The sequence below is a fragment of the Streptomyces sp. NPDC059649 genome (genome assembly GCF_042734445.1).
Taxonomy (GTDB): domain Bacteria; phylum Actinomycetota; class Actinomycetes; order Streptomycetales; family Streptomycetaceae; genus Streptomyces.
In genome coordinates this window covers 288,452-313,898 of record NZ_JBHWDV010000002.1, presented here as the reverse complement: position 1 = coordinate 313,898, position 25,447 = coordinate 288,452, and the positions used below count along the sequence as shown (strand labels likewise).

General features: G+C 74.1%; 11 protein-coding genes. 4 read left to right on the top strand and 7 right to left on the bottom strand.

Annotated features, from left to right (window positions below):
- Positions 1–111 precede the first annotated feature (111 nt).
- On the top strand, positions 112–606 hold the full coding sequence (locus ACFV1J_RS04280; protein WP_385855987.1) for a TetR/AcrR family transcriptional regulator: 495 nt from the start codon (positions 112–114) through the stop codon (positions 604–606).
- A 58-nt stretch (positions 607–664) separates the two neighbouring features.
- On the opposite strand, the gene ACFV1J_RS04275 is transcribed toward ACFV1J_RS04280, so the two are convergent.
- Complete coding sequence (locus tag ACFV1J_RS04275) at positions 665–799, bottom strand: hypothetical protein (RefSeq protein ID WP_385855684.1); 135 nt, start codon at positions 797–799, stop codon at positions 665–667.
- 162 nt (positions 800–961) lie between these two features.
- Between ACFV1J_RS04275 and ACFV1J_RS04270 the strand changes: the two genes are divergently transcribed.
- Positions 962–1,114 (top strand): hypothetical protein, encoded by a 153-nt coding sequence (locus ACFV1J_RS04270; RefSeq protein WP_199816279.1) that lies wholly within the window; start codon positions 962–964, stop codon positions 1,112–1,114.
- A gap of 59 nt (positions 1,115–1,173) precedes the next feature.
- Here ACFV1J_RS04270 and ACFV1J_RS04265 read toward each other — a convergent pair whose 3' ends face one another.
- On the bottom strand, positions 1,174–1,599 hold the full coding sequence (locus ACFV1J_RS04265) for a MerR family transcriptional regulator (protein ID WP_385855683.1): 426 nt from the start codon (positions 1,597–1,599) through the stop codon (positions 1,174–1,176).
- A 97-nt stretch (positions 1,600–1,696) separates the two neighbouring features.
- On the opposite strand from ACFV1J_RS04265, the gene ACFV1J_RS04260 reads away from it, so the two are divergent.
- On the top strand, positions 1,697–2,503 hold the full coding sequence (locus tag ACFV1J_RS04260) for an amidohydrolase family protein (RefSeq protein ID WP_385855682.1): 807 nt from the start codon (positions 1,697–1,699) through the stop codon (positions 2,501–2,503).
- 5 nt (positions 2,504–2,508) lie between these two features.
- On the opposite strand, the gene ACFV1J_RS04255 is transcribed toward ACFV1J_RS04260, so the two are convergent.
- Complete coding sequence (locus tag ACFV1J_RS04255) at positions 2,509–3,009, bottom strand: hypothetical protein (protein WP_385855681.1); 501 nt, start codon at positions 3,007–3,009, stop codon at positions 2,509–2,511.
- Between the two features lie 285 nt (positions 3,010–3,294).
- Between ACFV1J_RS04255 and ACFV1J_RS04250 the strand changes: the two genes are divergently transcribed.
- Positions 3,295–3,684 (top strand): VOC family protein, encoded by a 390-nt coding sequence (locus ACFV1J_RS04250; RefSeq protein ID WP_385855680.1) that lies wholly within the window; start codon positions 3,295–3,297, stop codon positions 3,682–3,684.
- Positions 3,685–3,766: 82 nt separating this feature from the next.
- On the opposite strand, the gene ACFV1J_RS04245 is transcribed toward ACFV1J_RS04250, so the two are convergent.
- From ACFV1J_RS04245 to ACFV1J_RS04230, 4 genes are all read right to left on the bottom strand, one after another.
- A complete protein-coding gene (locus ACFV1J_RS04245; RefSeq protein ID WP_385855679.1) occupies positions 3,767–4,354 on the bottom strand; it encodes a pyridoxamine 5'-phosphate oxidase family protein in 588 nt (195 codons plus the stop codon).
- A 50-nt stretch (positions 4,355–4,404) separates the two neighbouring features.
- Positions 4,405–4,950 (bottom strand): GNAT family N-acetyltransferase, encoded by a 546-nt coding sequence (locus ACFV1J_RS04240; RefSeq protein ID WP_385855678.1) that lies wholly within the window; start codon positions 4,948–4,950, stop codon positions 4,405–4,407.
- A gap of 147 nt (positions 4,951–5,097) precedes the next feature.
- A complete protein-coding gene (locus ACFV1J_RS04235; protein WP_385855677.1) occupies positions 5,098–5,301 on the bottom strand; it encodes an MbtH family protein in 204 nt (67 codons plus the stop codon).
- Between the two features lie 72 nt (positions 5,302–5,373).
- Positions 5,374–25,443 (bottom strand): non-ribosomal peptide synthase/polyketide synthase, encoded by a 20,070-nt coding sequence (locus tag ACFV1J_RS04230; protein ID WP_385855676.1) that lies wholly within the window; start codon positions 25,441–25,443, stop codon positions 5,374–5,376.
- Positions 25,444–25,447 lie beyond the last annotated feature (4 nt).

Below are 25,447 nucleotides of genomic sequence, written 5' to 3'. Positions count from 1 at the left end.
TCGTATCCCGTACCTCTACAGGTGTAGAAAGGAGGGGTGACCACGGATCAACGCACGGCTCGACGCACGGTTCTCGCCGATGCCGCCATCGACGTGCTGGCCGAGGCGGGGATGCGGGGCCTGACCCACCGGGCCGTGGACCGCGCCGCGGAGCTGCCGGCGGGGACCACCTCCGCGTACTACCGCACCCGGCAGGCACTGCTCACCGCGCTGGTCCGGCGGCTCGTCGCACGCGACCAGGAGGAGCTGCAGAGGGCGGGGGAAGCGACGCCTGCGCCGCGTGACGCCGAGGAACTCGCGGGCCAGATCGCCGGGTTCGTCGAGCGGCGGCTCACGGGAGAGGGCCGGCAGCGGTCCCTCGCGCGCTATGCGTGCGCCCTGGAGAGCGCGCACCATCCTGAGCTGCGGGAGATCCTGGTACCGCGGGAGAACGCCGGACGGGACACCGTGCGCGGCTTCCTGGCCGCGCAGGGCGTGGCCGATGCCGAAGGCCGCACGCTCACCCTGCTGGCCTGCGTGGACGGACTGGTCTTCGACCGGCTGCTGGGTGGCGGGGGCGTGCTCGAGGAGGAGATCCGGGGGCTGATCGCCGCCGCGTTGCGGTAGCCGCGGGGAGGGAGGCGGTCGCGGGGAGGATGCCGCCCGGCCACCCCCGCCCGGCCGCTCACGGCCCCAGGGGCTCCCAGCCGAAGAAGATCGTCCCGAAGATACTGAGCACCCAGAGCACGGCGAGCGCCGCGACCACGCCGAGTGCGGCGATTCCGATCACAACTGCTTTGGCCCCTGCGCTGTTTGCCATGGCTCGATTCTCCTCCGCACCTTGTCAGGAGCGTGCGGCGGGGTGCCGGTTGCGAGGGTCACCGGCCAGCACGGGCCGCCGGTCACCGGAAGCGTTACGCTCGTGATGCAGGCAGGCGTTCCGACCGCAGTGGCGGCCACGAGCCAGTACGCGGAGGCGGCCATGAGCCAGTACGACGAATACACGACTCCGTCGCAGGCCGAGGGCGAACGGCTGGAGGAGGACATGGATCCGGGCCAGCCGCAGCACCCCGAGACGATGCGGACCCAGCCTTCCCAGGCGGAGGGCGAGCGTCGGGCCGAAGACGACGAGTGAGGGGCCATCGGCTCACGGGCCGAGGGCCGAGTGGGGTTCACCGCGGTGGCGGCGTCCGCTCACCGGGTGGGTGGTGTCGTCCACTCACCGGCTGGTGTCGTCTGCTCACCGGGTGGTGTCGTCTGTTCGTCCCCGCGGCGGCCTTCCGCGCCCGCGAGTGTCTCCCGTAGCGCCGCACGGGCCGCCGCGAGCTCGGCGGACCGCTGGTCGAGGGCGCGCAGCTGTTCCCGGAGCGCGTCGAGCACGCCGGGACAGGGCCGTACCGCGGACGTGCCGGTGGTGCAGGGCAGCACCTGGCGGATGACCCGGGTCGGCAGCCCGGCGGCGAGGAGGGCGCGGATGCGCCGTACGGCCGCGGCGTCGGAGTCCGCGTAGACCCGATAGCCGTTGGCCAGCCGCTCGGGCCGCAGCAGTCCCGCCCGCTCGTAGTAGCGCAGCAGCCGCTCGCTGGTCCCCGTCCGCTCGGCCAGCTCCCCGATCAGCACGGCCTCCCCCTCTCGCTTGACCTTCCAACGGTGTCAGGGATCAACACTGGCCCCGCCGCCCGCATTCCGCCGGTGGCAGGCACCCAGGAAGGCGCACATGATCATCGATGCCCACAGCCACGTCCACGACCCGCTCGACCTCCACCTGGCCGCGCTGGACGACGCGGGCGTGGACCGTACGGTCCTCTTCCCGACCCGTCCGCACCCGGAACGGGCGACGGACCTGGCGTCCCTCCGTCACGAGATGGGCGTGCTGGAGCGTGCGCTCAGTGGCGGAGCCGGTGGTCGTACGGGCACGGCTGGTGACGACGGGTACGCGGCGGCCTGGCGGGAGCTGGACGAGGCGCTGGCCGCCCACCCCGCCCGCTTCCTGGGCTTCGGCTCCGTACCCCTGGGGCGGGGTGCGGACGAGACCGCGGCGTGGGTGGCCCGGGAAGTGGTCGGCCGCGGACTGCACGGTATCGGGGAGCTCACCCCGCCGCCGGACCGGGCGATCCTGGTCGAGCCGGTGCTGCGGGCGGCGCACGACCACGGCGGGCTCCCCGTGGTCGTCCACGGCTACGCCCCCACGTCCGCGGCCGACGTGCGCACGCTGGCCGGACTGGCGGCCCGCTACCCGAAGGTGCCGCTGGTGATCAGCCAACTGGCCGGAACCCATTGGATGGCGGCGATCGAACTGGCCCGGGACACACCCAACCTCTACCTGGAACTGTCCACCGCGAACATCGTGTTCGCCGTCCGCCTGGCCATCCACGAACTCCCCACCCGCACCCTCTTCGGCTCGGACGCCCCGTATGGCGATCCCGTCCTCTCGCGCGCCACCGTGGAGCGGGTCACGCCGCCCGGGGAGGTCCGCGAGAGGGTGCTGGGCGGGAATCTGGCGGAGCTGCTGGGCCTGGGGTGACGCGCTCAGTGGGCGTGCTGCTGCACCGTGGCCGGGATGATCCGGTAGTCCCGCTCGAAGACGAGGTTGTGGACCTGCGCGGCCGCGATCTCGCGCAGCGCCGTCAGCTTGGCGGCGGCCTGCTCCTCGGTGAAGACGTTGAGCGGCCAGTCGCGCAAGCTGCCACCGCGCAGATGCGGATGGTGGAATCCGGCGCCGAAGAAGGCGTGCAGCACGACCGGGCCGACCCCGGCGTCCCGCTGCTCGGGCCAAGTGAGGGACCAGACCGCGTCGGCCCCCTCGTCGCCCGACCGCATGCCGGTGGCCAGGATCTCTCCGGTGCCCAGGAGCAGGTCCTCGTTGATCTCGCCGAGTGCCTGCCGCGCGTACGGGTCGAGGAGCTCGATCGTCCGGGCGAAGAGACGCTCCTTGTCCTCACGGGAGACCGCCCGCTCGTGCGTACCGTCGCGGAGATCGGCGAAATGCCTCAGCAGCTCTGCGGTGTATCCGGGCCGGGACGCGTCCATGGGTCCTCCTCACTGGGGGCGCGGTGCCCGCGGGCAGCGGGTGCTGTGCGGGCACCGCCGCGGCTCTCTCCCTCCAGCGTTTGCCGGAACGGACAGATCCGCACGCCGGGATCCACAGGGCCCGATGCGTCGCGGAACGGAACCCGATGCCGCACGGAGATCGCATACCGCGGAAATTTCGATGCACCTGGCAAGCACGTCGGTTACGCTCTGCGGCGACATCGCGTGTCGGTCACCGGCTGGGTGAGGCATGGAGGTGTCGGGAGATGCCTTCGGAGGCATTCCTTGTCGGTTGAGTTGAACCACACGATCATCCACGCCCGGGACAACCGGGAGTCCGCCACCTTCTTCGCGGACCTGCTGGGCCTTCACATCACCACGGAGTGGGGCCCGTTCATCGCCGTCGGTCTGAGCAACGGCGTCACGCTGGACTTCGCCACGATCCCCGCGGACAAGATCACCCCGCAGCACTACGCCTTCCTGATCTCCGAGGAGGAGTTCGACCGGGCGTACGCACGGATCACCCAGCGCGGCCTTGAGCACTGGGCCGACCCGCACCAGCAACAGCCCGGCGCGATCAACCGCAACGACGGTGGTCGGGGCGTGTACTTCCTGGACCCGGCGGGCCATGCGATGGAGCTGATCACCGTCCCGTACCGCGGCTGGCCGGCGTAAGCACCCGCGCCGAAGCACCGAAGGCCGCACCCCGCCGAGGGGTGCGGCCCCGGCGGCCGTCCGGACCGCCACGGCGTGCGGGTCAGCGGCTGCGCGGCGGCAGCGGGAGCGGGAGGCCCGGCAGGCCGTCGATGCTGGCGGCGATGTGTTCCTTCTTCTCGAAGTAGTGGGACAGGGAGGCGTCGTCCTCCCGCGCGAAGCGCTTGCGGTGCAGATCGCGGTCCTCTTCGTACGTCATGAAGGGCACGGCGTAGCCGCAGGTGTCGCGGATGAGGTCGGCCGTCACCACGATGACGGCGCGCAGGCCGTGCGGGGTGGGGTCGACGTCCGGGAAGTGCCTGAGCAGTTCCTCGAAACGCGGGTCGTCACGGAAGACCGGCTCGCCGTGGCCGTGGACGCGCACGATGTTCGGCGGTCCCTGGAATGCGCACCACATCAGGGTGATACGGCCGTTCTCCCGTAGATGGGCGATGGTTTCGGCGTTGCTGCCGGCGAAGTCGAGGTAGGCCACGGTCTGTTCGTCCAGTACCGCGAAGGAGCCGACCAGGCCCTTCGGGGAGAGGTTGACCGTGCCGTCGCCGGACAGCGGTGCCGTCGCGGTGAAGAAGAGCGGCTGTGCCTCGATGAAGGCGCGCAGTCTGCCGTCTATGCGTGAGTACGTCTTTCCCATGCGTCGATTCTCGTCCGGGCGTGGGCGCATGGACGAGGGAGTTGGGGCGGTCAGCGGTCCCGGTAGCTGTTCCCGGACGAAACAGGAGCGCCCTTCACCGTGGACACCACCAGCATCTTCGTGACCGCTCCGGTGTCCGAGACGACGTCGCGTACGTGGCGGAAGCCGAGGCGTTCGCAGAGGGCGAGGCTGGCGGTGTTCTCGGCGCCGACCATGCCGTAGACCTCTTCGAGGCCGAGGGTGTCGGCGGCGTAGGTCAACAGGCCCTGGACGAGTTCACTGCCGAGGCCCCGGCCCCAGTGTCTTCTGACCAGGGCGGCGATGGCTTCGTGGCCGTCGACGTTGCCGGTCTTCTTGATCTCGGCGTGGCCGATGTAGTCGCCGTCGGACCAGACTCCCCACACGTCGAAGAGGTTCTTGCCGTAGACGTCGGTGAGGATCGAGCGGTAGACGGTGCGGATGTCCGCTTCGGAGCATCTCTCCTGGCCCATCCAGCGGCAGACCACTTCGTCGCTGAGGAGCCCGACGAAGGCGTCCTCGTCCTCGGGACGGTAGGGGAGGAAGAGCAGCCGTGCGGTGCGCAGGGTCGGGGTCATGGCAGACGTCCTTGTCGTCGGTGGGAGGGCCACGGGCAAAAGGCCACATAGGGATATCCGGGGGGGACGGGAGGTGGGGGGACGTGTCGCCCGGTCGGCGTGGGGCGCGGCGGGGTGCCGCGCCCCACGCGTACCGGTGACGGGTGATCAGGCTCCGGCGTTCTCCATGCGTTCGCGGAGGCTGCGGGGGCGCATGTCGGTCCAGACCTCGTCGACGTAGGCGGAGCACTCGTCCTGGGTGCCCTCCTTGCCGACGGCGTGCCAGCCGGCCGGGATCTCCAGGTCGGCGAGCCACAGCGAGTACTGGTCCTCGTCGTTGCGCAGGACCTGGTAGCGGGCGTTCTCGTCCATGTCACTTCTCCTTGGGTCGGTTGAGCCGGGTTGAGGTGCCGTGAGTGATTCTGGTGGGTCGGTGAGGGTGGTTCAGAGGCTGCTCCTGGCGTGCCGGGCTATCTGGTGGAGGGCCTCGGTGAAGTCCTCGGCGACGGAGCGGACGGTGGTCTCCTCGTGGGTGTCGGGGCGGTAGTGCCAGGTGAAGGTGAGCCGGCCGTTCTGGACGGCGCCGACCGCCTCCAGCAGGTGGGAGCCGGGGTCGCGGGGATCGTGGTCCTGGCCGAAGCTGCCGTGTTCGGCGCGGATCAGGCCGCCGTCGGTGCCGGAGCCCGTGCGGCGGGCGTCCCATTGGCCGAGGTAGTTGAAGACGAGCCGGCCGTGGCCGGTGCGCTCCAGGCGTTGGCGGATCTCCGGGCTGCCGTAGGTGCGCAGGGCCCCGAAGCCGAGGCCGTTGCCGGGGACGGTACGGAGTTGCCGTCGGACGGACTTGACCAGGGCGCGCCAGTCCCGGGTGGGCCCGAGGTCGGTGCGGTCGGGGATGTGCAGGCCGACCGGGTGGACGGTGGTGAACCAGCCGACGGTGCGGGAGAGGTCGACGCCGTCCAGGACGTCCTCGCGGCCGTGTCCTTCGAGGTCCACGGAGACCCGGTCCTGGTCGGTCCAGCGGGCCAGGGCGAGGGCCAGGGCGGCGAGCAGGACGTCGTTGATGCGGGTGCGGTAGGCGGTGGGGGCGGCCCGGAGGAGTGCCGTGGTGTCGGGCTCGTCCAGGGTGCGGGTCAGGGTCCTGGTTTCGGCGGTGGTTGCGGGCTCCGGGGTGTGGTCGACGGGGAGCGGGGCGGAGGTCAACGCCTCTTCCCAGTACGGGAGTTCGTGGTCCAGGGCGCCCGCGGCGACATGTGCGGCCAGGCCCCGGGCCCAGTCGCGGAAGGACGTGGTGCGGGCCCCGAGCGTGACCGGCCGGCCCTGGGCGGCCTGGTGGTAGGCGGTGTCCAGGTCGTCGAGGAGGATCCGCCAGGACACCGCGTCGACGACGAGGTGGTGGGCCACCAGGAGCAGGTAGCTGGGGTGGTCCTGGTCGCCGGTGAAGAGCGCGGCGCGGAGCAGCGGGCCGCGGCCGATGTCGAAGCCGGTGTGCAGGGTGTCGGCGGTCGTGCGGAGGGCGGTGTCGGTCTCGTCGGGGGTCAGTCCGGTCAGGTCGTGGTGGGTGAGGAGGCGGGCCGGGGTGGCGGGTGGGGGCGGGTTGTGCTGGTGCCAGCGGCCGTCCTGTTCGGTGAAGCGCAGGCGGAGGGCGTCGTGGTGGGTGAGGAGGGCGGTGAGTGCCGCTTCCAGTGCGGTGGGGTCGGGTGCGCCGTCGAGTTCGAGCAGGGCGGACTGGTTGAAGTGGTGGTGGTTGGCGCGCGGGGTGGTCAGGAACCAGTGCTGGATGGGGGTGAGGGGCAGCTCGCCGGTGACCGGGCCGTCGTCGGCCCGGTCGGGGCCGGTGGTCACCACGGTGGCCAGCTCGGCAACGGTTTGATGGGTGAACAGGTCCTTGGTCGCGAGGTGCAGTCCGGTCCGGCGCAGTCGTGAGACGACCTGCATGCTGAGGATCGAATCGCCGCCCAGGGCGAAGAAGTTGTCGTCGGCGCCCACGGTGTCGAGGCCGAGGACTTCGGCCCAGATCCGGGCGATACGGCGTTCGGTGTCCGTGCGCGGGGCGACGTGGTGGGCGGCGGTGGCCGTGGACGGGGCGGGTGCGGGCAGTGCCCGGCGGTCGGTCTTGCCGTTGGGGGTGAGGGGCAGCTCGGCCAGCGGGACGAACACCGACGGCACCATGTGGGACGGGAGGGTGCGGGCGAGGTCGGCGCGCAGTTCCTGGACGTCCAGGGCCTCCGGTGGCCCGTCGGCGGGGACGACGTACGCGACCAGTCGGCCGGGGGCGGGCGGCCGGGCGTCGGACGGGCCGGTGGTGCGGACCACGACCGCGGCGTCCCGGACCTGTGGGGTGCGCCGCAGGGCGCTCTCGACCTCGCCGGGTTCGATGCGGTAGCCGCGGACCTTGACCTGGTCGTCGGTGCGTCCGGCGTAGCGGAGTTGGCCGTCGGCGCCCCACCGCACCAGGTCGCCGGTGCGGTACATCCGGCTGCCGGGCGGGCCGAAGGGGTCGGCCGGGAAGCGGGCGGCGGTCAGGCCGGGGCGGCCCAGGTAGCCGCGGGCGAGTCCGGCGCCGGCCACGTACAGCTCGCCGGTGACGCCGACCGGTACGGGGCGCAGGGCGGCGTCCAGGACGTAGGCACGGGTGCCGTCGAGGGGCTCGCCGATGGGCGGGGCGCCCGCTCCGGGGGTCAGCGGTCCGGTCCAGGTGGCCACCACGGTGGCTTCGGTGGGGCCATAGGAGTTGATCATGCGGCGGCCCGGGGACCAGTGGTCGACGAGGTCGGCCGGGCAGGCCTCGGCGCCGACGATGAGGGTGCGCAGGTCCGTCAGGGTGCCGGCCGTCTCGGGCGGAACGGTGGCGAGTGCGGCGGGCGGGATCAGGGTGTGGGTGATCCGCCGGTCGGCGAGCACCTGGGCGAGCCGGTCGCCGAGCAGCGGCCCCTCCTCCCCGGCGATCAGGGTGGCGCCGGTGAGCAGGGAGATGCACAGCTCCAGTACGGAGGCGTCGAAGCTGGGCGAGGCGAATTGGAGGACCCGGTCGCCGGGGCGTACGTCGTAGCGGTCGGCGGCGGCCGCGGTGAAGCCGGCGAGTCCGGTGTGCGTCACCACCACGGCCTTGGGGGTGCCGGTGGAACCGGAGGTGTAGATGACGTAGGCGGGGTGGGCGGTGGTGAGGGGGGCCGGGCGGTCCGCGTCGGTGGGGGCGGTCGTGGGGCCGTCGGGGCACCAGACGTCCTTCGGGTCGTCGAGGACCAGGGCGGCCGCGGAGTCGCGGACCATGAACTCCCGGCGTTCGGCGGGGTAGTTGGGGTCGACGGGCAGGAACGCGCCACCGGCCTTGGCGACCGCGAGTTGCGCCACGACCATGTCCGTGCCGCGCGGCAGCGCCAGGGCGACCAGCCGTTCCGGGCCGATGCCGCGGGAGATCAGCCGGTGGGCCAGGCGGTTGGCGGCGGTGTCCAGCTCGGCGTAGGTCAGTACGCGGTCGCCGTCGGCGACCGCGGGAGCGTCCGGCCGCCGGGTCACCTGCCGGGCGAACAGCTCGGGCAGGGTGGCCGGCGGGACCTGGTGGCGTTCGCCGTGCCGGGCGGTGAGCAGGCGGCGGAGTTCCTCGGCGGGCGCCAGCGGGAGGGCGCCGAGCGGGCGGTCGGGGTCGTCGGCGAGTGCGGTGAGCAGGGTGGTGAGCTGGTCGGCCGTCCGGCGTGCGGTGTCCGCGTCGAACAGGTCGGTGGGGTAGGTGAGCAGCCCGTGCAGGGCGCCGGATTCGGCCTCGGCGAATTCCAGGGTGAGGTCGAAGGCGGCCTCGTCCCGCTCGGGTGCGATGTCGCTGACCTTCAGGCCGGGCAGGTCCATCGGCGCGCCGGGGGCGTTCTGCAGCACCACCATGGCCTGGAAGAGCGGGGTGCGGCTGGTGTCGCGGTCCGGCTGGACCTCGTCCACCACCCGCTCGAACGGCACGTCCTGGTGCGCGAAGGCGTCCAGCACGGTGCCGCGGACCTCGGCGAGGAAGTCCGGGAAGGACCGCTCCGGGTCGACGGTGGAGCGCAGCACCAGGGTGTTGACGAAGAAGCCGATCAGCCGCTGGGTTTCCGGGCGTTCACGGCCGGAGGTGACGGTGCCGACGGCGATGTCGCGCTGGCCGGAGAGCCGGGCCAGCAGTGTCTGGACCGCGGCGACGAGGGTCATGAAGAGGGTGGTCTGCCGGGTCCGGCCGAACTCGGCGAGCCGGCGGGCGGTTTCCGGCGGCAGGACGAGTCCGATCGTGGCGCCGTGCCGGGTGCGCACCGGCGGCCGGGGCCGGTCGGTGGGCAGCTGCAGTGGTTCGATGCCGGTCAGTCGGTCCTTCCACCAGCGGAGTTGGTCCTCGGCGGCCGGGCCGGTGAGCGCGGCCCGCTGCCATTGGGCGACGTCGGCGTACTGGACGGGCAGCGGCGGCAGCGTGGCCGGGGTGCCGGTGAGCGCGGCGCGGTAGAGGTGGGCCAGGTCGCCGGTGAGGATCCCGGTGGACCAGCCGTCGGTGACGATGTGGTGCAGGGTCAGGGTCAGGACGTGGTGGTCGTCGGCGAGCCGGATCAGTCCGGTTCGCAGCAGGGGGCCGCGGCGCAGGTCGAAGGGGCGGGTGCGCTCGTCGGCGAGCAGCTGCGCCAGTCGCTCCGGGTGGTCGCCGGGCGGCAGCGCCGTCAGGTCGTGCAGCGGCAGCGGGACGTCCTGCGGCGGGTGCACGATCTGCACGCCCTGGCCGTCGACGGAGTCGAAGGTGGTGCGCAGCGATTCGTGCCGGGCCACCAGTGCGGTCAGCGCGGCGGCGAGCGCGGTGGTGTCCAGCCGGCCGCGCAGCCGCAGTGCGAGCGGGGTGAGGTACTCGGTGCTCTCCGGGGCGAACGAGTCCAGGAACCACAGGCGTTGCTGGGCGAAGGACTGCGGGAGCGGGGTGTCCCGGCCGACCGGGACCAGGGCGGCGCCCGCCCCGCCGGCGGGCTGCTCGGGCGCGGTGAGCAGTGCGGCGAGGGCGGCCGGGGTCGGGTGGGTGAACACCGCCCGCGGGGTCAGCTCGGTGCCGAACTCCTCCGCCAGCCGTGAGGTGAGCCGGATGCTGAGGATGGAGTCGCCGCCGAGGGCGAAGAAGTCGTCGGTCACCCCGACCTCGGGCACGCCGAGGACCTCGGCCCAGACGGCGGCGGTGCGGCGTTCGGCGTCGGTGCGCGGTGCGACGGCCTCCGCCCGGCCGGTGGCGGCGTCGGGGGCCGGCAGGGCGGACCGGTCGACCTTGCCGTTGGCGCTCAACGGCAGCGCGTCCAGCGGGACGAGGGCGCTGGGCACGAGGTAGTCGGGCAGGGTGCGGCGGGCGTGGGCGCGCAGTGCGTCGGGGTCGAGCCCGTCGTGCCCGACGACGTAGGCGACGAGCTGTTTCGCGCCGGAGCGTCCTTCGCGGGCCACCACGGCCACGTCCGCGACGGCCGGGTGGGCCGCCAGGGCGCCCTCGACCTCGCCGGGTTCGACGCGGAAGCCGCGGATCTTGACCTGGTCGTCGGCGCGGCCGAGGAACTCCACGGTGCCGTCGGGGTGCCGGCGGGCGAGGTCACCGGTGCGGTACATCCGGGTGCCGGGCGGGCCGGACGGGTCGGCGACGAAGCGGGCGGCGGTCGCTCCGGGCCGGCCGAGGTAGCCGCGGGCGACGCCCTCGCCGGCCAGGTAGAGCTCGCCCGCGGTGCCGGGCGGTACCGGCCGCAGCCGGGCGTCCAGGACGTGCACCCGCATGTCGTCGAGCGGCCGTCCGATGGGCACCGGGTCGGGCACCGCGGCCGCGTCGGTCATGGTGTGGGTGGTGGCGAAGGTGGTGGTCTCGGTCGGGCCGTAGCCGTCCACGACGGTCAGGCCGGGGCAGGCGTCGAGGACCCGGCGGACGGCCACGGCCGGGACCACGTCACCGCCGGTCCATACCTGGCGCAGCCCCGCGAAGCAGTCCGGCGCGTCCTGCGCCAGCAGCCGGAACAGCCCGGCCGTCAGCCACAGTGCGGTCACCTCTCCCCCGCCGGCCAGCCGCCGCAGCCGGGCCGCGTCGACGGCGCCCGGCGGGGCGACCACGATGCGGCCGCCGTTCAGCAGGGGCGCCCAGACCTCGAAGGTGGCGGCGTCGAACGCCACCGGGGAGTGCAGCAGGATCCGTGCGCAGTCCGGGCCCTGGAAACGGCTGTCGGTGGCGAGCGCGGCCACGTCGCGGTGGCGCACGCCGACGGCCTTGGGCTCACCGGTCGAGCCGGAGGTGAACATCACATACGCGAGGCGGTCGGGGTCGGCGGCCGGTGCCGGCGGCGGTCCGGCCGGGCCGTCGGTGCGGGCGTCGGTCACGTCCTGGTCGGTGAGCCGCACCGTGACCCCCGCCTGGTGGAGCAGGGTGCGGCGGCGTTCCTCGGGGGCGCGCAGGTCCACCGGGACGTAGGCGCCGCCGGCCTTGAGCACCGCGAGCTGGGCGACGACGAGCGGCACCGAACGGTCCATGAGCAGCGCCACCCGGCCCTCGGCAGGCAGTCCGCCGGAGCGCAGCCGGTGCGCCAACTTGTCTGCCCAGTCGTTCAGTTGACGGTACGTCACGTCTTGTTCGCCGTCGCTGAGGGCGACGTGGTCCGGGGTGCGGTGGGCCTGTTCGGCGAAGAGGGCCACCGGGGAACCGGCCGGTGTGCGGCGCGCCGGGGTGTTCCACCGCCGCAGCAGTGCGCGGTCGGCGTCGGTGAGCGGGTCGAGGTCGTCCACGGTCCGGGCGGTGCCGTCGGCGACGGCGGTGAGCAGGGCCCGCAGCCGGTCGGCGGTGCGCTCCACCGTGCCGCGGTCGAACAGCGCCGGGTCGTAGGCGAGACCGAAGCCGAGGCGGTCGGCGAGGTAGGCGCGCAGGCAGAGCGGGAAGGTGGGGGCGTCGTCGGCCCGCACCTCGGTGATGCGGATGCCGGCGCCGGCCGCGGCCGACTCGTCGAAGGGGTAGTTCTCGAAGACCACCATGCTGTCGAACAGCGGCTCGCCGGCGGGGAGTTCGCTGAGTGCCTGGATGCGGGCGAGCGAGACGAAGTCGTAGCGGCGGGAGTCGCTCTGCTGTTCCTGGAGGTCGCGCAGCCAGTCCGGCACGGTCCGGGCGCCGTCGATCCGGGCCCGGGTCGGGACGGTGTTGATGAACATGCCGACCATCGACGCCACACCGGCCAGTTCGGCCGGGCGGCCGGAGACGGTGGTGCCGAACACCACGTCCCGGCGGCCGGCGGCGCGGGCCAGCAGCAGCGCCCAGGTGCCCTGGACGACCGTGTTGACGGTGAGCCCGTGGCGTCCGGCCATCGTCCGCAGCCGGTCGGAGACCTCGGGGGTCAGTTCGACGGCGACGCTGTCGGTGGCCCGGGCGCGGTGCGCCTCGGTGGGCCGCCGGTCGTACGCGAGCGGGGTGCGGGCGGTGAATCCGGCCAGCGCGTCGGCCCAGTGCCGTTCGGCCCGCTCCTCGTCCTGGTCCGCCAGCCACTGGAGGAAGTCCCGGAACGGGCGGCGGGCCGGCGGGCGGACGGTGGTGCCGCGGGCCGCGGCGGCGTACTGCGCGCACACGTCGGTGAAGATCTGGCCGGTGCTCCAGCCGTCGAGCATCAGGTGGTGCGAGGACCATACGAGGAGGATCTCGTCGTCGGGGAGCGCGGCCACCGCGATCCGGCTGAGCGGGGCGCGGGTGAGGTCCGGGCCGGCGGCGCGTTCCTCGGCGAGCAGCTTCTCCAGTGCCCGGTCGCGTTCGCCGGGTGTCAGGGTCCGCCAGTCGTGGTGGGTGACGGGCAGCACGGCGTGCCGGTGGACGACCTGGACGGGGTGCGGCAGGCCGTGCCAGTGGACGCTGCTGCGCAGGGCCGGGGTGTGGTCGGCGACCCGCTGCCAGGCCGCGGCGAAGGCGTGCGGGTCGGCGATGCCGGCGATCTTGACCGCCATCTGGTCGAAGTAGGCGCCGGCGTCGTCGACCAGCCCGTGGAAGAGCATGCCGGCCTGGAGCGGGGTCAGCGGATGGATGTCCGCCACGTCGCGGCCGTCGCCGGCGAGCTGGTCCACCTGGCGCTGGTCGAGTCCGGCGAGCGGGAAGTCGGAGGGGGTGCGGCCGCCGGTGTCCGGGCGGGCGCAGTGCGCGACGATCTCGTCGAGCGCCGCGAGGGTGTCCTCGGCGAGGCGGCGCACGGTGGACTCGTCGTAGACGGCGGGCGGGTAGGTCCAGCCCAGTTCGAGCCGGCCGTCCTGGACCACGCCGGTCACATCGAGCAGATAGCTGCGTTCCTCGTCAGGGTCGGTGTCCTGGCCGGCGGGCGGCAGCGCGGCCCGGTAGAGCCCGTCGTCCGCCGGGCGGTCCGTGGCGGCGATCTCCCACTGGCCGTGGTAATTGAAGCCGATCCGCGGCCGCGGCGCGTCGGGCAGCGGGGCGTCCGGGGCGAGGTGGCGCAGCGCGCCGTAGCTCAGTCCACGCAGCGGGACGGCCCGCAGCTGTTCCTTGACGGACCGGACGGTGTCGCGCCAGTCGGCGTCCGGGGCGACGGTCAGGGCGAGCGGGAATTCGGCGGTGAACCAGCCGACGGTACGGGACAGGTCGAGGTCCTCGAAGAGATCCTCGCGACCGTGCCCCTCGACGCCGAGGAGGACGGTGTCCCGGCCGCTCCAGCGGCTCAGGGTGCGGCCCAGGGCGCTGAGCAGGACATCGTTGACCTGGGTGCGGTAGACGTCCGGGACCTGACGCAGCAGGGCCTCGGTCGCGTCCCGGCCGAGGCGGACGGTCAGGGTGGCGGCGGCGCCGTCGGGGTGGGCGCCGGGCCGGTCGACGGGGAGGGCGGCGGGGGTGCCGCAGACCCGGGTCCAGTACGGCAGATCGCCGTCGAAGGCGCCGGAGCGGGTGTGCCGTTCCAGGCGGTCGGCCCAGTGAGGATAGGGGGTGCTCGCCGGGGGCAGGGCGGCCGGGCGGGCGGCGGAGGTGTCGCGGTAGGCGGCCGCCAGGTCGGCCAGCAGGATGCGCCAGGAGACCCCGTCGATGACCAAGTGGTGTGCGGTGAGCAGGAGTTGGAATGGGCGGCCGGCCCCGTGATCGAAGAGGAGGGCGCGGACGACACGGCCCTCGGTGGGGTCCAGGGAGATCTGTGCGTCGGCGGCCGCGCGCTGGACGGCGTCCTCCTGCGCGCGGTCGTCGAGCCCGGTCAGGTCGAGGCGGGTGAAGACGTCCCCGGGGGCGGCGGGCAGCACCTCCTGGTGCCAGGTGCCGTCGGTGTGGCGGAACCGGGTGCGCAGCGCCGGGTGGTGGGCCATCAGGGCGTCGACGGCGCGGTGCAGCGCCTCCGGGTCGGTGCCCGGGGCGAGTTCCAGCCGCTGGGTCATGGTGAAGTGCAGCCGGTCGCCGGGCCGGCGGCCGTCGAGGTACCAGCGCTGGATGGGCGTGAGCGGTGCCGGTCCCGCCGGGGTCGTGGTGTCGGCGGTCGGCGGGGTGGCCACCGGGCCGGTGCGCAGGGCGAGTTCGGCGACGGTCTGGTGGCGGAAGACGTCCTTGGAGGTGAGGGCGAGTCCGGCCTGGCGGGCCCGGGAGACGATCTGGATGCTGAGGATCGAGTCGCCGCCGAGGGCGAAGAAGTTGTCCTCGACGCCGATGCGGGGGGTGCCGAGCACCTCGGCCCAGATGCCGGCGAGCAGCGTTTCGGCGTCGGTGCGCGGCGCCACGTACGGGGTGTCGGTGTCGGGCTGGAGCGGGGGTGCGGGCAGGGCGCGCCGGTCGGTCTTGCCGCTGCTGGTCCGGGGCACCCGCGCGAGCGGGACGAAGGCCGCGGGGACCATGTAGTCGGGCAGCGTGCGGCGCAGGTGGACGCGGAGTGCGTCCGCGGCGGGTTGCCGGCTGTCGCGGGGCACGACGTAGGCCACCAGCATCGTGCGGCCGGCCTGGGTGCGGGCCGCGACGACGGCGTCGCCCACCTCGGGGTGGTCGAGGAGCGCCGCCTCGACCTCGCCCGGCTCGATGCGGAAGCCGCGGATCTTGACCTGGTCGTCGGTGCGGCCGAGGAATTCCAGGAGTCCGTCGGGGTGCCGGCGGGCGCGGTCGCCGGTGCGGTACATCCGGCTGCCGGGCGGGCCGAACGGGTCGGCGAGGAAGCGCCCGGCGGTCAGGCCGGGCCGGCCCCGGTAGCCGCGGGCGACCTGCGCGCCGGCCAGGTACAGCTCGCCGGGCACACCGACCGGTACGGGCCGCAGCGCGCCGTCCAGCACATAGGCGCGCAGGTTGCGGCCGGGGCGTCCGATGACCGGGTGCGCGGGGTGGTCGGTGAAGCGCCCGTAGACCGCGTCGACGGTGCATTCGGTGGGGCCGTAGATGTTGTACGCGGTGACGCCGGGCAGCGCCCGCAGCTGCTGCCAGGCGGCGGTGCCGACGGCCTCGCCGCCGACCAGGACGAGCCGGGGGTGGTGCTCGCCGGTGGTGAACAGCCCGGCGGCCAGCAGCTCGTGCAGGAAGGACGGCGTCACGTTGAGGCAGTCCAGGCGGTGGGCGGCGATCTGTGCGACGAACGCGGCCGGGTCGAGCCGCACGTCCTCGTCGATCAGCTGCACCTGCTGTCCGAGGGCCAGCAGCAGCGGGCCCTCCCAGGAGGTGTCGAAGGAGAACGCGGCGCTCAGCGCGACGCGCAGCGGGGTGCCGTCGGCGGTGTGCGGGGCGACCAGCCCTTCCCGGTGGTCGTGGCAGAGGTTGATGAGCTGGCGGTGTTCGACGGCGACGCCCTTGGGGCGGCCGGTGGAGCCGGAGGTGTAGGTGAGGTAGGCGGTGTGCGCGGGGTGCAGCGGGGCGAGGCGGTCGGCGTCGGTGGGGTTGTGGGTGGGCTGCCGGTCCAGCGGGGCGTCGCGCAGCGTTTCGGGGGTGAGGACGGTCTGCGGTGCGGCGTCCGCGAGCAGGTACGCCACCCGGTCGGCGGGCAGCTCCGGGTCGACGGACAGCTGGGTGCCGCCGGCCTTGAGGACGGCCAGCAGCGCCACGAACATGTCGGTGGTGCGCGGGAGTTGGACGGCGACCACCCGCTCGGGGCCGACGCCGAGCGCGATGAGGTGGTGGGCCAGCCGGTTGGCGCGGGTGTTGAGCTCCGCGAAGTCCAGGGTGGCGTCCCGTGCCACCAGCGCGGTGGCGTGCGGGGTACGGGCCGCCTGGGCCTCGAACAGCTCGGGGAACGTGGTGTCCGGCACGGGCAGTAGGGCGCCCTGCCACTCCTCCAGCACCTGGTGGCGTTCCGCGTCGGACAGCAGCGGCAGGTCGCACACCGGGCGTCCGGGGTCGTCGGCGACCGCTTCCAGCAGCAGGCGCAGCCGGCCGGTCAGCCGCTCGACGGTGTCCCGGTCGAACAGGTCGGTGTGGTACTCGACGAAGCAGGTGAGGCCGCCGCCGTCCTGCTCGACGAAGTCGAGGCCCAGGTCGAAGGCGGCGGTCCGGCCCGGCGGCTGGACCGTCTCGACCTCCAGACCGGGCAGCTGCGGGGCCCGGCCGCCCAGGTTGTGCAGGGCCACCATGACCTGGAACAGCGGGGTGCGGCTGGTGTCACGTGCCGGCTGGAGCGCGTCGACGACCCGCTCGAACGGCACGTCCTGGTGGGCGAAGGCGTCCAGCACGGTGCCGCGCACCTGTGACAGCAGTGCCTCGAACGGCTCCTCGGCGCGCACCCGGGTGCGCAGCACGAGGGTGTTCACGAACATGCCGACCAGCTGCTCCAGTTCGGGGCGTTCGCGGCCGGCGGTCACGGTGCCGACCGCGATGTCCTCCTGGCCGGCCCAGCGGGCGAGGAGGACCTGGCAGGTCGCGAGCAGGGTCATGTAGAGGGTGGCATCGGCGCGCCGGCCGGTCTCCCGCAGCCGGTCGGTCAGTGCGGCGGGCAGCGAGAACTCCAGCAGTGCGCCGTGCTTCGTGCGCACCGCGGGCCGGGGCCGGTCGGTGGGCAGCTCCAGCGGGGCGAGGTCCGCCAACTGCTCGTGCCAGTAGTCGAGTTGCTGCTCGGCCGCGGCGGACCGGGCGCGTTGCCAGACGGCGTAGTCGGCGTACTGGACGGGCAGCGGGGGCAGGTCGGGCCGGCGGTCCTGCAGGGCCGCGGCGTACAGCTCGCCCAGGTCCCGGCCGAGGACGGCGGTGGACCAGCCGTCGGTGACGATGTGGTGCAGGGCCAGGGTGAGGACGTGCTCGTCCGGGGCGAGGCGGATCAGCCGGGTGCGCAGCAGGGGTCCGCGGGCCAGGTCGAAGGGGGTGGCGGCCTCGTCGGTGAGCAGCTCGTCGAGGGCGTCCGGGCGGGCGTCGGCCGGGACGGCGGACAGATCGTGGGTCGGCAGGTCCACCGGGCGGGGCGGGTGGACGTGCTGGTGGGCACGGCCGTCCTGCTCGGCGAAGGTGGTGCGCAGCGGTTCGTGCCGGGCCACCAGTCCGTCCAGGGCGGTGCGCAGCGCGGCCTCGTCGAGGCGGCCGCGCAGCCGCAGCACGAAGAAGGTCAGGTACTCGGTGCTGCCGGGCTCGAAGTGGTCGAGGAACCACAGGCGTTGCTGGGCGAAGGACAGCGGGAGCTCGGTTTCGCGGTCGGCCGGCGGGATCGAGTCGGCCGCGGCCCGGCGGTCTCCGGCCGGGTCGGGCAGCGCGGCGGCGAGGGCGGCCACCGTCGGCCGGGTGAACAGCAGTCGCGGCGAGACGTCCACGCCGAAGGCGGCGCGCAGTCGGGAGGTGACGCGGACGGCGAGGATCGAGTCGCCGCCCAGCGCGAAGAAGCTGTCCTCGACGCCGATCTCCGCGGTGTCCAGGACCTCGGCCCAGACGTCGGCGACCAGCCGTTCCGCCGCGGTGCGCGGGGCGGTGTGCTGCTCGCCGGCGGCGAAGCCGTCCGGGCCGGGGGCGGGCAGCGCCCGGTGGTCGAGCTTGCCGTTGACGGTCAACGGCAGCGCGTCCAGGGGCACGTAGGCGGCGGGGACCATATGGGCGGGCAGCGTCCGCTCCAGGTGGGCGCGGAGTGCGGTGGCGGACGGTGGGGCGTCCTGCCCGGTGCCGACGACATGGGCGACCAGCCGCCGTACGCCGGGGGTGTCCTCGCGCGCGGAGACCACGCAGGCGCTGATTCCGGGGTGGGCGTTGAGCGCGGCCTCGATCTCGCCGGGTTCGATGCGGAAGCCGCGGATCTTGACCTGCTGGTCGGCCCGGCCCAGATACGTAAGCGTGCCGTCGCGCCGCCACCGGGCGCGGTCGCCGGTGCGGTACATCCGGGTGCCGGGCGGCCCGAAGGGGTTGGCGACGAACCGTGCGGCGGTCAGCCCGGGCCGGTTCAGATAGCCGCGGGCCAGTCCCTCGCCGGCCACGTACAGTTCGCCGACGGCGCCGGGCGGCACCGGCGCGAGGTCGGCGTCGAGCACATGGAGTCGCAGGTCGGGCAGGCCGGTACCGATGGCACTGCCGGACGCGCCGGTCACCGTGGCACGGTCCAGCGGTGCGTGGGTGACGTGCACCGTGGTCTCGGTGATGCCGTACATGTTGACCAGGGCCGGGGCGGTGTCCGGGTGCCGCTCGTACCAGTCGGTGAGCCGGCCGAGGTCGAGGGCTTCGCCGCCGAAGATGACATGGCGAAGGGCCAACCGGCCGCCGTATTCCGGCTGTTCGGCGTCGGCGCGCATCAGCGGGTAGAAGGCGGAGGGTGTCTGGTTGAGGACGGTGACCCGTTCGTCCGCCAGCAGACGGAGGAAGTCCGCCGGTGAGCGGGCGATGTCGTGCGGGACCACGACCAGGCGTCCGCCGTGCAGCAGGGCGCCCCAGATCTCCCACACGGAGAAGTCGAAGGCGTAGGAGTGGAACAGGGTCCATACGTCGTGCTCGTCGAAGCCGAACCGGTCGCGGGTTACGGAGAACAGCCGCACCACGTTGGCGTGCGGGACGACCACGCCCTTGGGCCGGCCGGTGGAGCCCGAGGTGTAGATGACGTAGGCGGGGCTCTCCGGCAGCGGGCGGTGCTCCGGTGCGAGGCCGGTGGTGGGGCGCCGGGCCAGGTCGGCGCGGACCTCGGCGTCGTCTAGGAGCAGTCGCGGTACGGCCGTGTCGCCCAGTCGTGCGGCGACCGCGGTGGTGGTGACCAGCAGGGCGGGGGCGGCGTCGGTGAGCAGGTGGGCGATGCGGTCGCCGGGCAGCTCCGGGTCGACGGGTACGTAGGCGGCGCCCGTCTTCAGCACCGCCACGAGCGCCACGAGCAGGTCCGTCGAACGGGGCAGGGCGAGCGCCACGAAGCGCTCGGGGCCGGCGCCGGACGCGGCCAGTCGATGCGCCAACTGCTGTGCCCGGTCGTCGAGTTGGGCGTAGGTGAGGGTGTCACCGGAGCAGGTCACGGCAGTGGCGTCGGGGGTGCGGGCGGCCTGGGCCTCGAACAGGTCGACCAGGGTCCGGTCGGGCCGGCCGTGCGCGGAGCCGTTCCAGTCCACCAGCATCCGCCGGCGTTCCTCGGCGGTCGTCCAGGCCAGGTCGCGCAGCGGCCGTCCGGGGCCGACGGCGATCTCGTCGAGCAGCAGGCACAGCCGGTCGGCGAAGGAGCGGACGGTGGGCTCGTCGAAGAGGCCCGGGTCGTAGGCGAGGTCGAAGCCGAGGCGGTCGCCGTGGTGGGCGCGGAGCACCAGCGGGAAGTTGGTGGCGTCCAGGGAGGTGACGTCGAGGATGCGCACGCCGGCGCCGGAGGTCCGGGCCTCGTCGAAGGGATAGTTCTCGAAGGCGACCATGCTGTCGAAGAGCGCGGTGCCCGCGGGTACGTCGCTGAGCGAGGTCAGCTGCGCGAGCGAGGCGGTCTCGAAGCGGCGGGACTCGGACTGGGCGTCCTGGAGCTCCCGCAGCCAGTCGGCGGCCGGGATGTGTCCTTCGACGCGTACCCGGGTGGGCAGGGTGTTGATGAACATGCCCACCATGGCTTCGACGCCGGGCAGTTCGTCGGGGCGGCCGGAGACGGTGGTGCCGAACACCACGTCCGGCTCCCCGCTGTAGCGGGCCAGCAGCAGCGCCCAGGCGCCCTGCACCACGGTGTTGAGGGTCAGTCCGTTGCGCCGGGCGGTGTCCTCCAGCGCGCGGGACCGCTCGGGGGTCAGGCCGGCGGCCAGGACGTCGGCGGAGCGGGCGCGGTGGGCCTCGCGCGGCGGGCGGTCGCAGGGCAGCGGGGTCGGGGTGGCGAAGCCGGCGAGGACGGTGCGCCAGTGGTCCTCGGCGGCGCGCCTGTCGCGGCCGGTGAGCCAGCGGACGTAGTCGGCGAAGGGGCGGCGGACGGGCGGCGTCGCGGCCCGGCCGGTGGCGAGGGCGGCGTACTCCTCGCACACCTCGGTCAGCACCTGTGCCAGGCTCCAGCCGTCCAGGATCAGGTGGTGCGAGGTCCACAGCAGCCGCAGTTGCCCGGCGGGCAGGCGGATGAGGGTGAGCCGCATCAGCGGGGCGGTGCCGAGGTCGAGGCCCTGCGCCAGGTCGTCGGCCCGGAGGCGGGCCAGCCGGTCCGCGCGGGTGGCGTCGTCCAGGTCGCGCCAGTCCAGGTGGACGACGGGGACGGTGGCCCGGCGGTGGACGAGTTGCAGCGGGGCCGGTACGCCGTCCCAGACGACGGAGGTGCGCAGTACGGGGGTGCGGTCGGCCACCCGCTGCCAGGCCCGTGCGAAGGTCTCGGGTTCGGTCACCCCGTCGAGGAGCAGGGTGGCCTGGTCGAGATAGACGTCGCCCTCCCCGCCGTCCTTGCCGTCCTCGCCGACGAGGCGGTGGAAGAGCATGCCTTCCTGAAGGGGCGTCAGGGGGTAGAGGTCCTCGATGCCGCGTCCGTCGCCGACGAGGCGGTCGAGGGCGGCCTGGTCCAGTCCGGCGAGCGGGAAGTCGGACGGGGTGCGGCCGCCGGCCCCGGGCCGGGCGCAGTGGGCGACGATCGCGGCCAGCGCGCGGACCGTGCCGTCGGCCAGGTCGCGGACCGTGCTCTCGTCGTGCACCTGGTCGCTGTAGTGCCAGGTCAGTTCCAGTACGCCGTCGGCGACCACGGCGGAGACGTCCAGCAGGTGGTCGAGCGGCACGTCGGCGGCCAGCTCGCGGCCGGGGGCCGGGCCGACGGGCGCGAAGTCGGCGTGCTGTGGGGTCTCCCACTGGCCGTGGTAGGTGAAGCAGACATCGGGCAGTGGCTGGTTGCGCAGGGTGCGGGCGGCCGGGTCGGGTGAGCCGAGGCGGGCCAGCGCCTCGTAGCCGAGGCCGTGGTGCGGGACGGCGCGCAGCTGTTCCTTGACCGCCTTGAGGGTGCCGCCCCAGTCCGGCTCGTGCGTCGGGCCGGCCGGGGTGAGGGTGACCGGGTACTGGGTGGTGAACCAGCCGACGGTCCGGGACAGGTCGACGGCGCCGGCGTCACCGGTATCCGTGTCGCGGGCGTCGTCGTCGGTGGCGCCGAGGTCCTCGCGGCCGTGGCCCTCCAGTGCCACCGTCACCCGGTCGGTGCCCGTCCAGTCGGCGAGGACCCGGCCCAGGGCGCTCAGCAGGACGTCGTTGACCTGGGTGCGGTACACGCCGGGGACCCGGCGGAGCAGGGCCTCGGTGGTGTCGCGGTCGAGGCGGGCGCGTACGGTGCGGACCGATCCGGCGACCGGGGTGCCGGTGCGGTCGGCCGGCAGCGGGGTGCGCGGGACGGCGGTCTGCTCGTTCCAGTGGGCGAGGTCGTCGTCGAGGCCGCCGTTGTGCACATGGCGGACGAGGGTGGCCGCCCAGGTGGTGAACGGTGTGCCGGTGGGCTCCAGTTGGACCGGTCGGCCGGCGGCGGCCTGCCGGTAGGCGGTCTCCAGGTCGGCGAGGAGGATGCGCCAGGAGACGCTGTCGACCGCAAGGTGATGGGCAGTCAGGAACAGTTGCGGACGCTCGTCCGGGCCGGGCAGGAACAGGACGGCGCGCAGCAGGGTGCCGGCGGCCAGGTCCAGGGCGGCGCGGGCGGCGTCGGCGGCCTCGGTGCGGGCGGCGTCCCGGGCCGCGCCGCTGGTCCCGGACAGGTCGTGGCGGGTCAGGAGGCCGGGTGCCACGGGGGCTCCGGGGTGCTGGCGCCAGGTGTCGCCGGCGCGCAGGAAGCGGGTGCGCAGCGCGGGGTGGTGGGTGGCGACGGCGTGCAGGGCCCGTTCCAGCGCGGCCTGGTCGAGGTCGTGCGGCAGGTCGAGCAGCATCGACATGGTGAAGTGCCGCAGCGGCCCGTGGGTGGCGAAGAACCATTCCTGGATGGGGGTGAGCGGGGCCGGGCCGGTGTCCTGCTGCGGCCGGGGCGCGGTCGCCGGGGCGGTGCGCGGGGTGATCGCGGCGGCGAGGTCGGCGACGGTCTGGTGCCGGAAGACGTCCCGGGAGGTCAGCTGCCAGCCGGCGGCGCGGGCCCGGGAGACCGCCTGGATGCTGAGGATCGAGTCGCCGCCCAGCTCGAAGAAGTTGTCCGTCACGCCCACCCGGGCGAGACCGAGGACCTCGGACCAGATCGCGGCCAGCTCGCGCTCGGCGGGGGTGCGCGGCGCGACGAACTCCCGCTCGCGGGGGGCCGCGTCGAGGTCGGGTGCGGGCAGGGCGCGCCGGTCCAGCTTGCCGCTGCTGTTGAGCGGCAGGGCGTCGAGGACGACGAAGGCGGTGGGCACCATGTGCCCGGGCAGGGTGCGGGCGAGGGCGTCGCGCAGGGCGGACGGGGTGGGCCGTCCGGTGGCGGAGGGCGCCACGTAGGCGGCGAGCCGGGCGTGGCCCTGGCCGGTGTCGACGGCGACGACGGCCGCCTCGGCGACGTCCGGCAGGTCCAGCAGGGCCGCCTCGATCTCGCCGGGTTCGATGCGGTGGCCGCGGATCTTGACCTGGTCGTCGGCGCGGCCCAGGTAGTCGAGCCGTCCGTCGGCCGTCCAACGGGCGAGGTCGCCGGTGCGGTACATCCGGCTGCCGGGCGGTCCGTACGGGTCGGCGGTGAAGCGGGCGGCCGTCAAGCCGGGGCGGTGCAGATAGCCGCGGGCGACCTGGGCGCCCGCCAGATACAACTCGCCGCCGACACCCGGCGGCACCGGGTGCAGCCGGTCGTCGAGGACATAGGCGCGCACGTTGGCGAGCGGCCGGCCCACCACGGGACGCCCGGTGCCGGTGATGCGGCAGGCCAGTGCGTCGACGGTGCACTCGGTGGGGCCGTAGAAGTTGTACGCGGCGGTGTCGGGCAGCGCGGACAGCTCCCGCCACAGGGCGGGACCGACGGCCTCACCGCCGAGCATCAGCACCCGGGGCCGGTGGCGGGGGTCGCTGAGCAGTCCGGCGGGCAGCAGTTGCCGCAGGTAGGAGGGGGTGAGGTCGAGGAAGTCGAGGTGGTGGGTGACGACGTACTCGACCAGCGCGGCCGGGTCGAGCCGGGTGGTCTCGTCGATCAGGTGCAGCTGGTGGCCGTCGGCCATCAGCAGGACGCCCTCCAGCGAGGTGTCGAAGGAGAACGACGCGGTCAGGGCGACCCGCAGCGGCCCGCCGCCGGCCTCGGCGACGAAACCGTGCCGGTGGGCGGCCAGCAGGTTCATCAGGGACCGGTGCTCGACGGCGACGCCCTTGGGCCGGCCGGTGGAGCCGGAGGTGTAGAGGACGTAGGCGGTGTGGCCGGGGTGCAGCGGGGCGTGCCGGTCGGCGTCGGTGGGGTTCGTCGCGGGCGTGTCGTCGGGTACGGCACGCAGGGCGGCCTCGTCGAGCACCAGCATCGGCCGGGCGTCGGCGAGCAGGAACTCCACGCGTTCGGTGGGGAGTTCGGGGTCTAGAGGCAGGTATCCGGCGCCGGATTTGAGGACGGCGAGGAGCGCCACGATCAGGTCGGCGGTGCGCGGCAGCCGCAGTGCGACGAGCCGTTCGGGGCCGGCGCCCCGGCGGATGAGGTGGTGGGCGAGCCGGTTGGCGCGGGCGTTGAGTTCGGCGTGGTCCAGGGTGGTGTCGCCGGCGACCAGTGCGGTGTGGTGCGGGGTGCGGGCGGCCTGCGCCTCGAAGACGGCGGGGTAGGTGGTGGGGGCGACGTCCAGGGCGGTGTCGTTCCACTCGGTGGTCAGCCGCCGCCGGTCGTCCTCGGCGAGCAGCGGCAACTCGCCGAGCGGCCGGTCGGGGGCGGCGGCCACCCCGGCGAGCAGGAGCACGAGTTGCTCGGCCATCCGCGCCACGGTCGGGGCGTCGAAGAGGTCGGTGCGGTACTCCAGCAGCCCGGTCAGGCCGTCCCCGTCGGGCACGAATTCCACGCTGAGGTCGAAGGTGGCCGAGCGGCGGGGCACGGTGACGTTCTCGGCGGTCAGCCCGCGCAGGCCGGGGGCGGCGGGCGGGGCGGGGTGGAGCAGGACCATGACGTCGAAGAGCGGGTTGCGGCCGGCTTCCCGGGTGGTGCCGACCGCCTCCACCAGCCGCTCGAAGGGGGTGTCGTCGTGCGCGAAGGCGTCGAGGACGGTGGCGGCGGCGGTGTCCAGCAGCTCGCGGTAGGGGCGGGCGGTGTCGACGGGGCAGCGCAGCACGACCGTGTTGACGAAGAAGCCGACCGCGCGCTCCAGTTCGGTGCGGCCGCGGCCGGGGGTCAGGGACCCGAGGGTGATGTCGTCCTGCCCGGACCAGCGGGCGAACAGCGCCTGGCAGCCGGCGATCAGCGCGGCGAAGAGGGTGGTGTGCTGGTCGGCCGCCACCTGCCGCAGCCGGGCGGTGGTCCGTGGCGGAACGTGGAAGGTGTGCACCGCGCCGCCGGCCGGTTCGGCCCCGTCGCGGGGGCGGTCGAGCGGCAGCTCCAGCGGTACCGCTCCGTCCAGTTGCTTGGTCCAGTAGGACAGCTGCTCCTGGAGCAGGGCGCCGGACAGCCGGCCGCGCTGCCAGACGGCGAAGTCGGGGTACTGCGTGGCGACCGGCGCCAGGGCGGGCGTCTCCCCCGCGGCGAAGGCGTCGTAGAGCGTGCAGAGTTCGTCCAGCAGCACGCCCATCGACCAGCCGTCGGTGACGATGTGGTGCGCGGTGAGCAGCAGGACGTGCCGGTCGGCGGCGGTGCGTATCAGCAGGGCGCGCAGCAGCGGCCCGGTACGCAGGTCGAACGGGCGGGAGTACTCGGTGAGCAGGAGGGCGTCGAGTGCCGCCTCCGGGCTCTCCCCGGACGTGTGGTCCGGTTCGTCCGCGAGGTCGCGCAGCGGCAGCGGCACCGGGGCGGGCGGCCGCACGGTCTGTACGGGCCGGCCGTCGTGGTCGTCGAACGTGGTGCGCAGTGCCTCGTGGCGCTCGACCACGGCGTCCAGCGCCCGGGACAGCGCGGCCCGGTCCAGGCCGCCGGTGAGCCGCAGTGCGACCGCGCTGTTGTAGCGGGCGTCGCCGGGCCGCAGCTGGTCGAGGAACCACAGCCGCTGCTGGGCGAAGGACAGCGGCAGCGGCCCGGACCGGTCCGCGCGGGGGATCGCCGGCCGGGCGCCCGCCGCCGGGCCGCCGGCCTTGCCGGCCAGGCGGCGGCGCAGGGCTTCCTGGAGTTCTGCCGGCAGGGCCGCGGCGCGGCCTTCCTTCGAAGACGTCATGTCG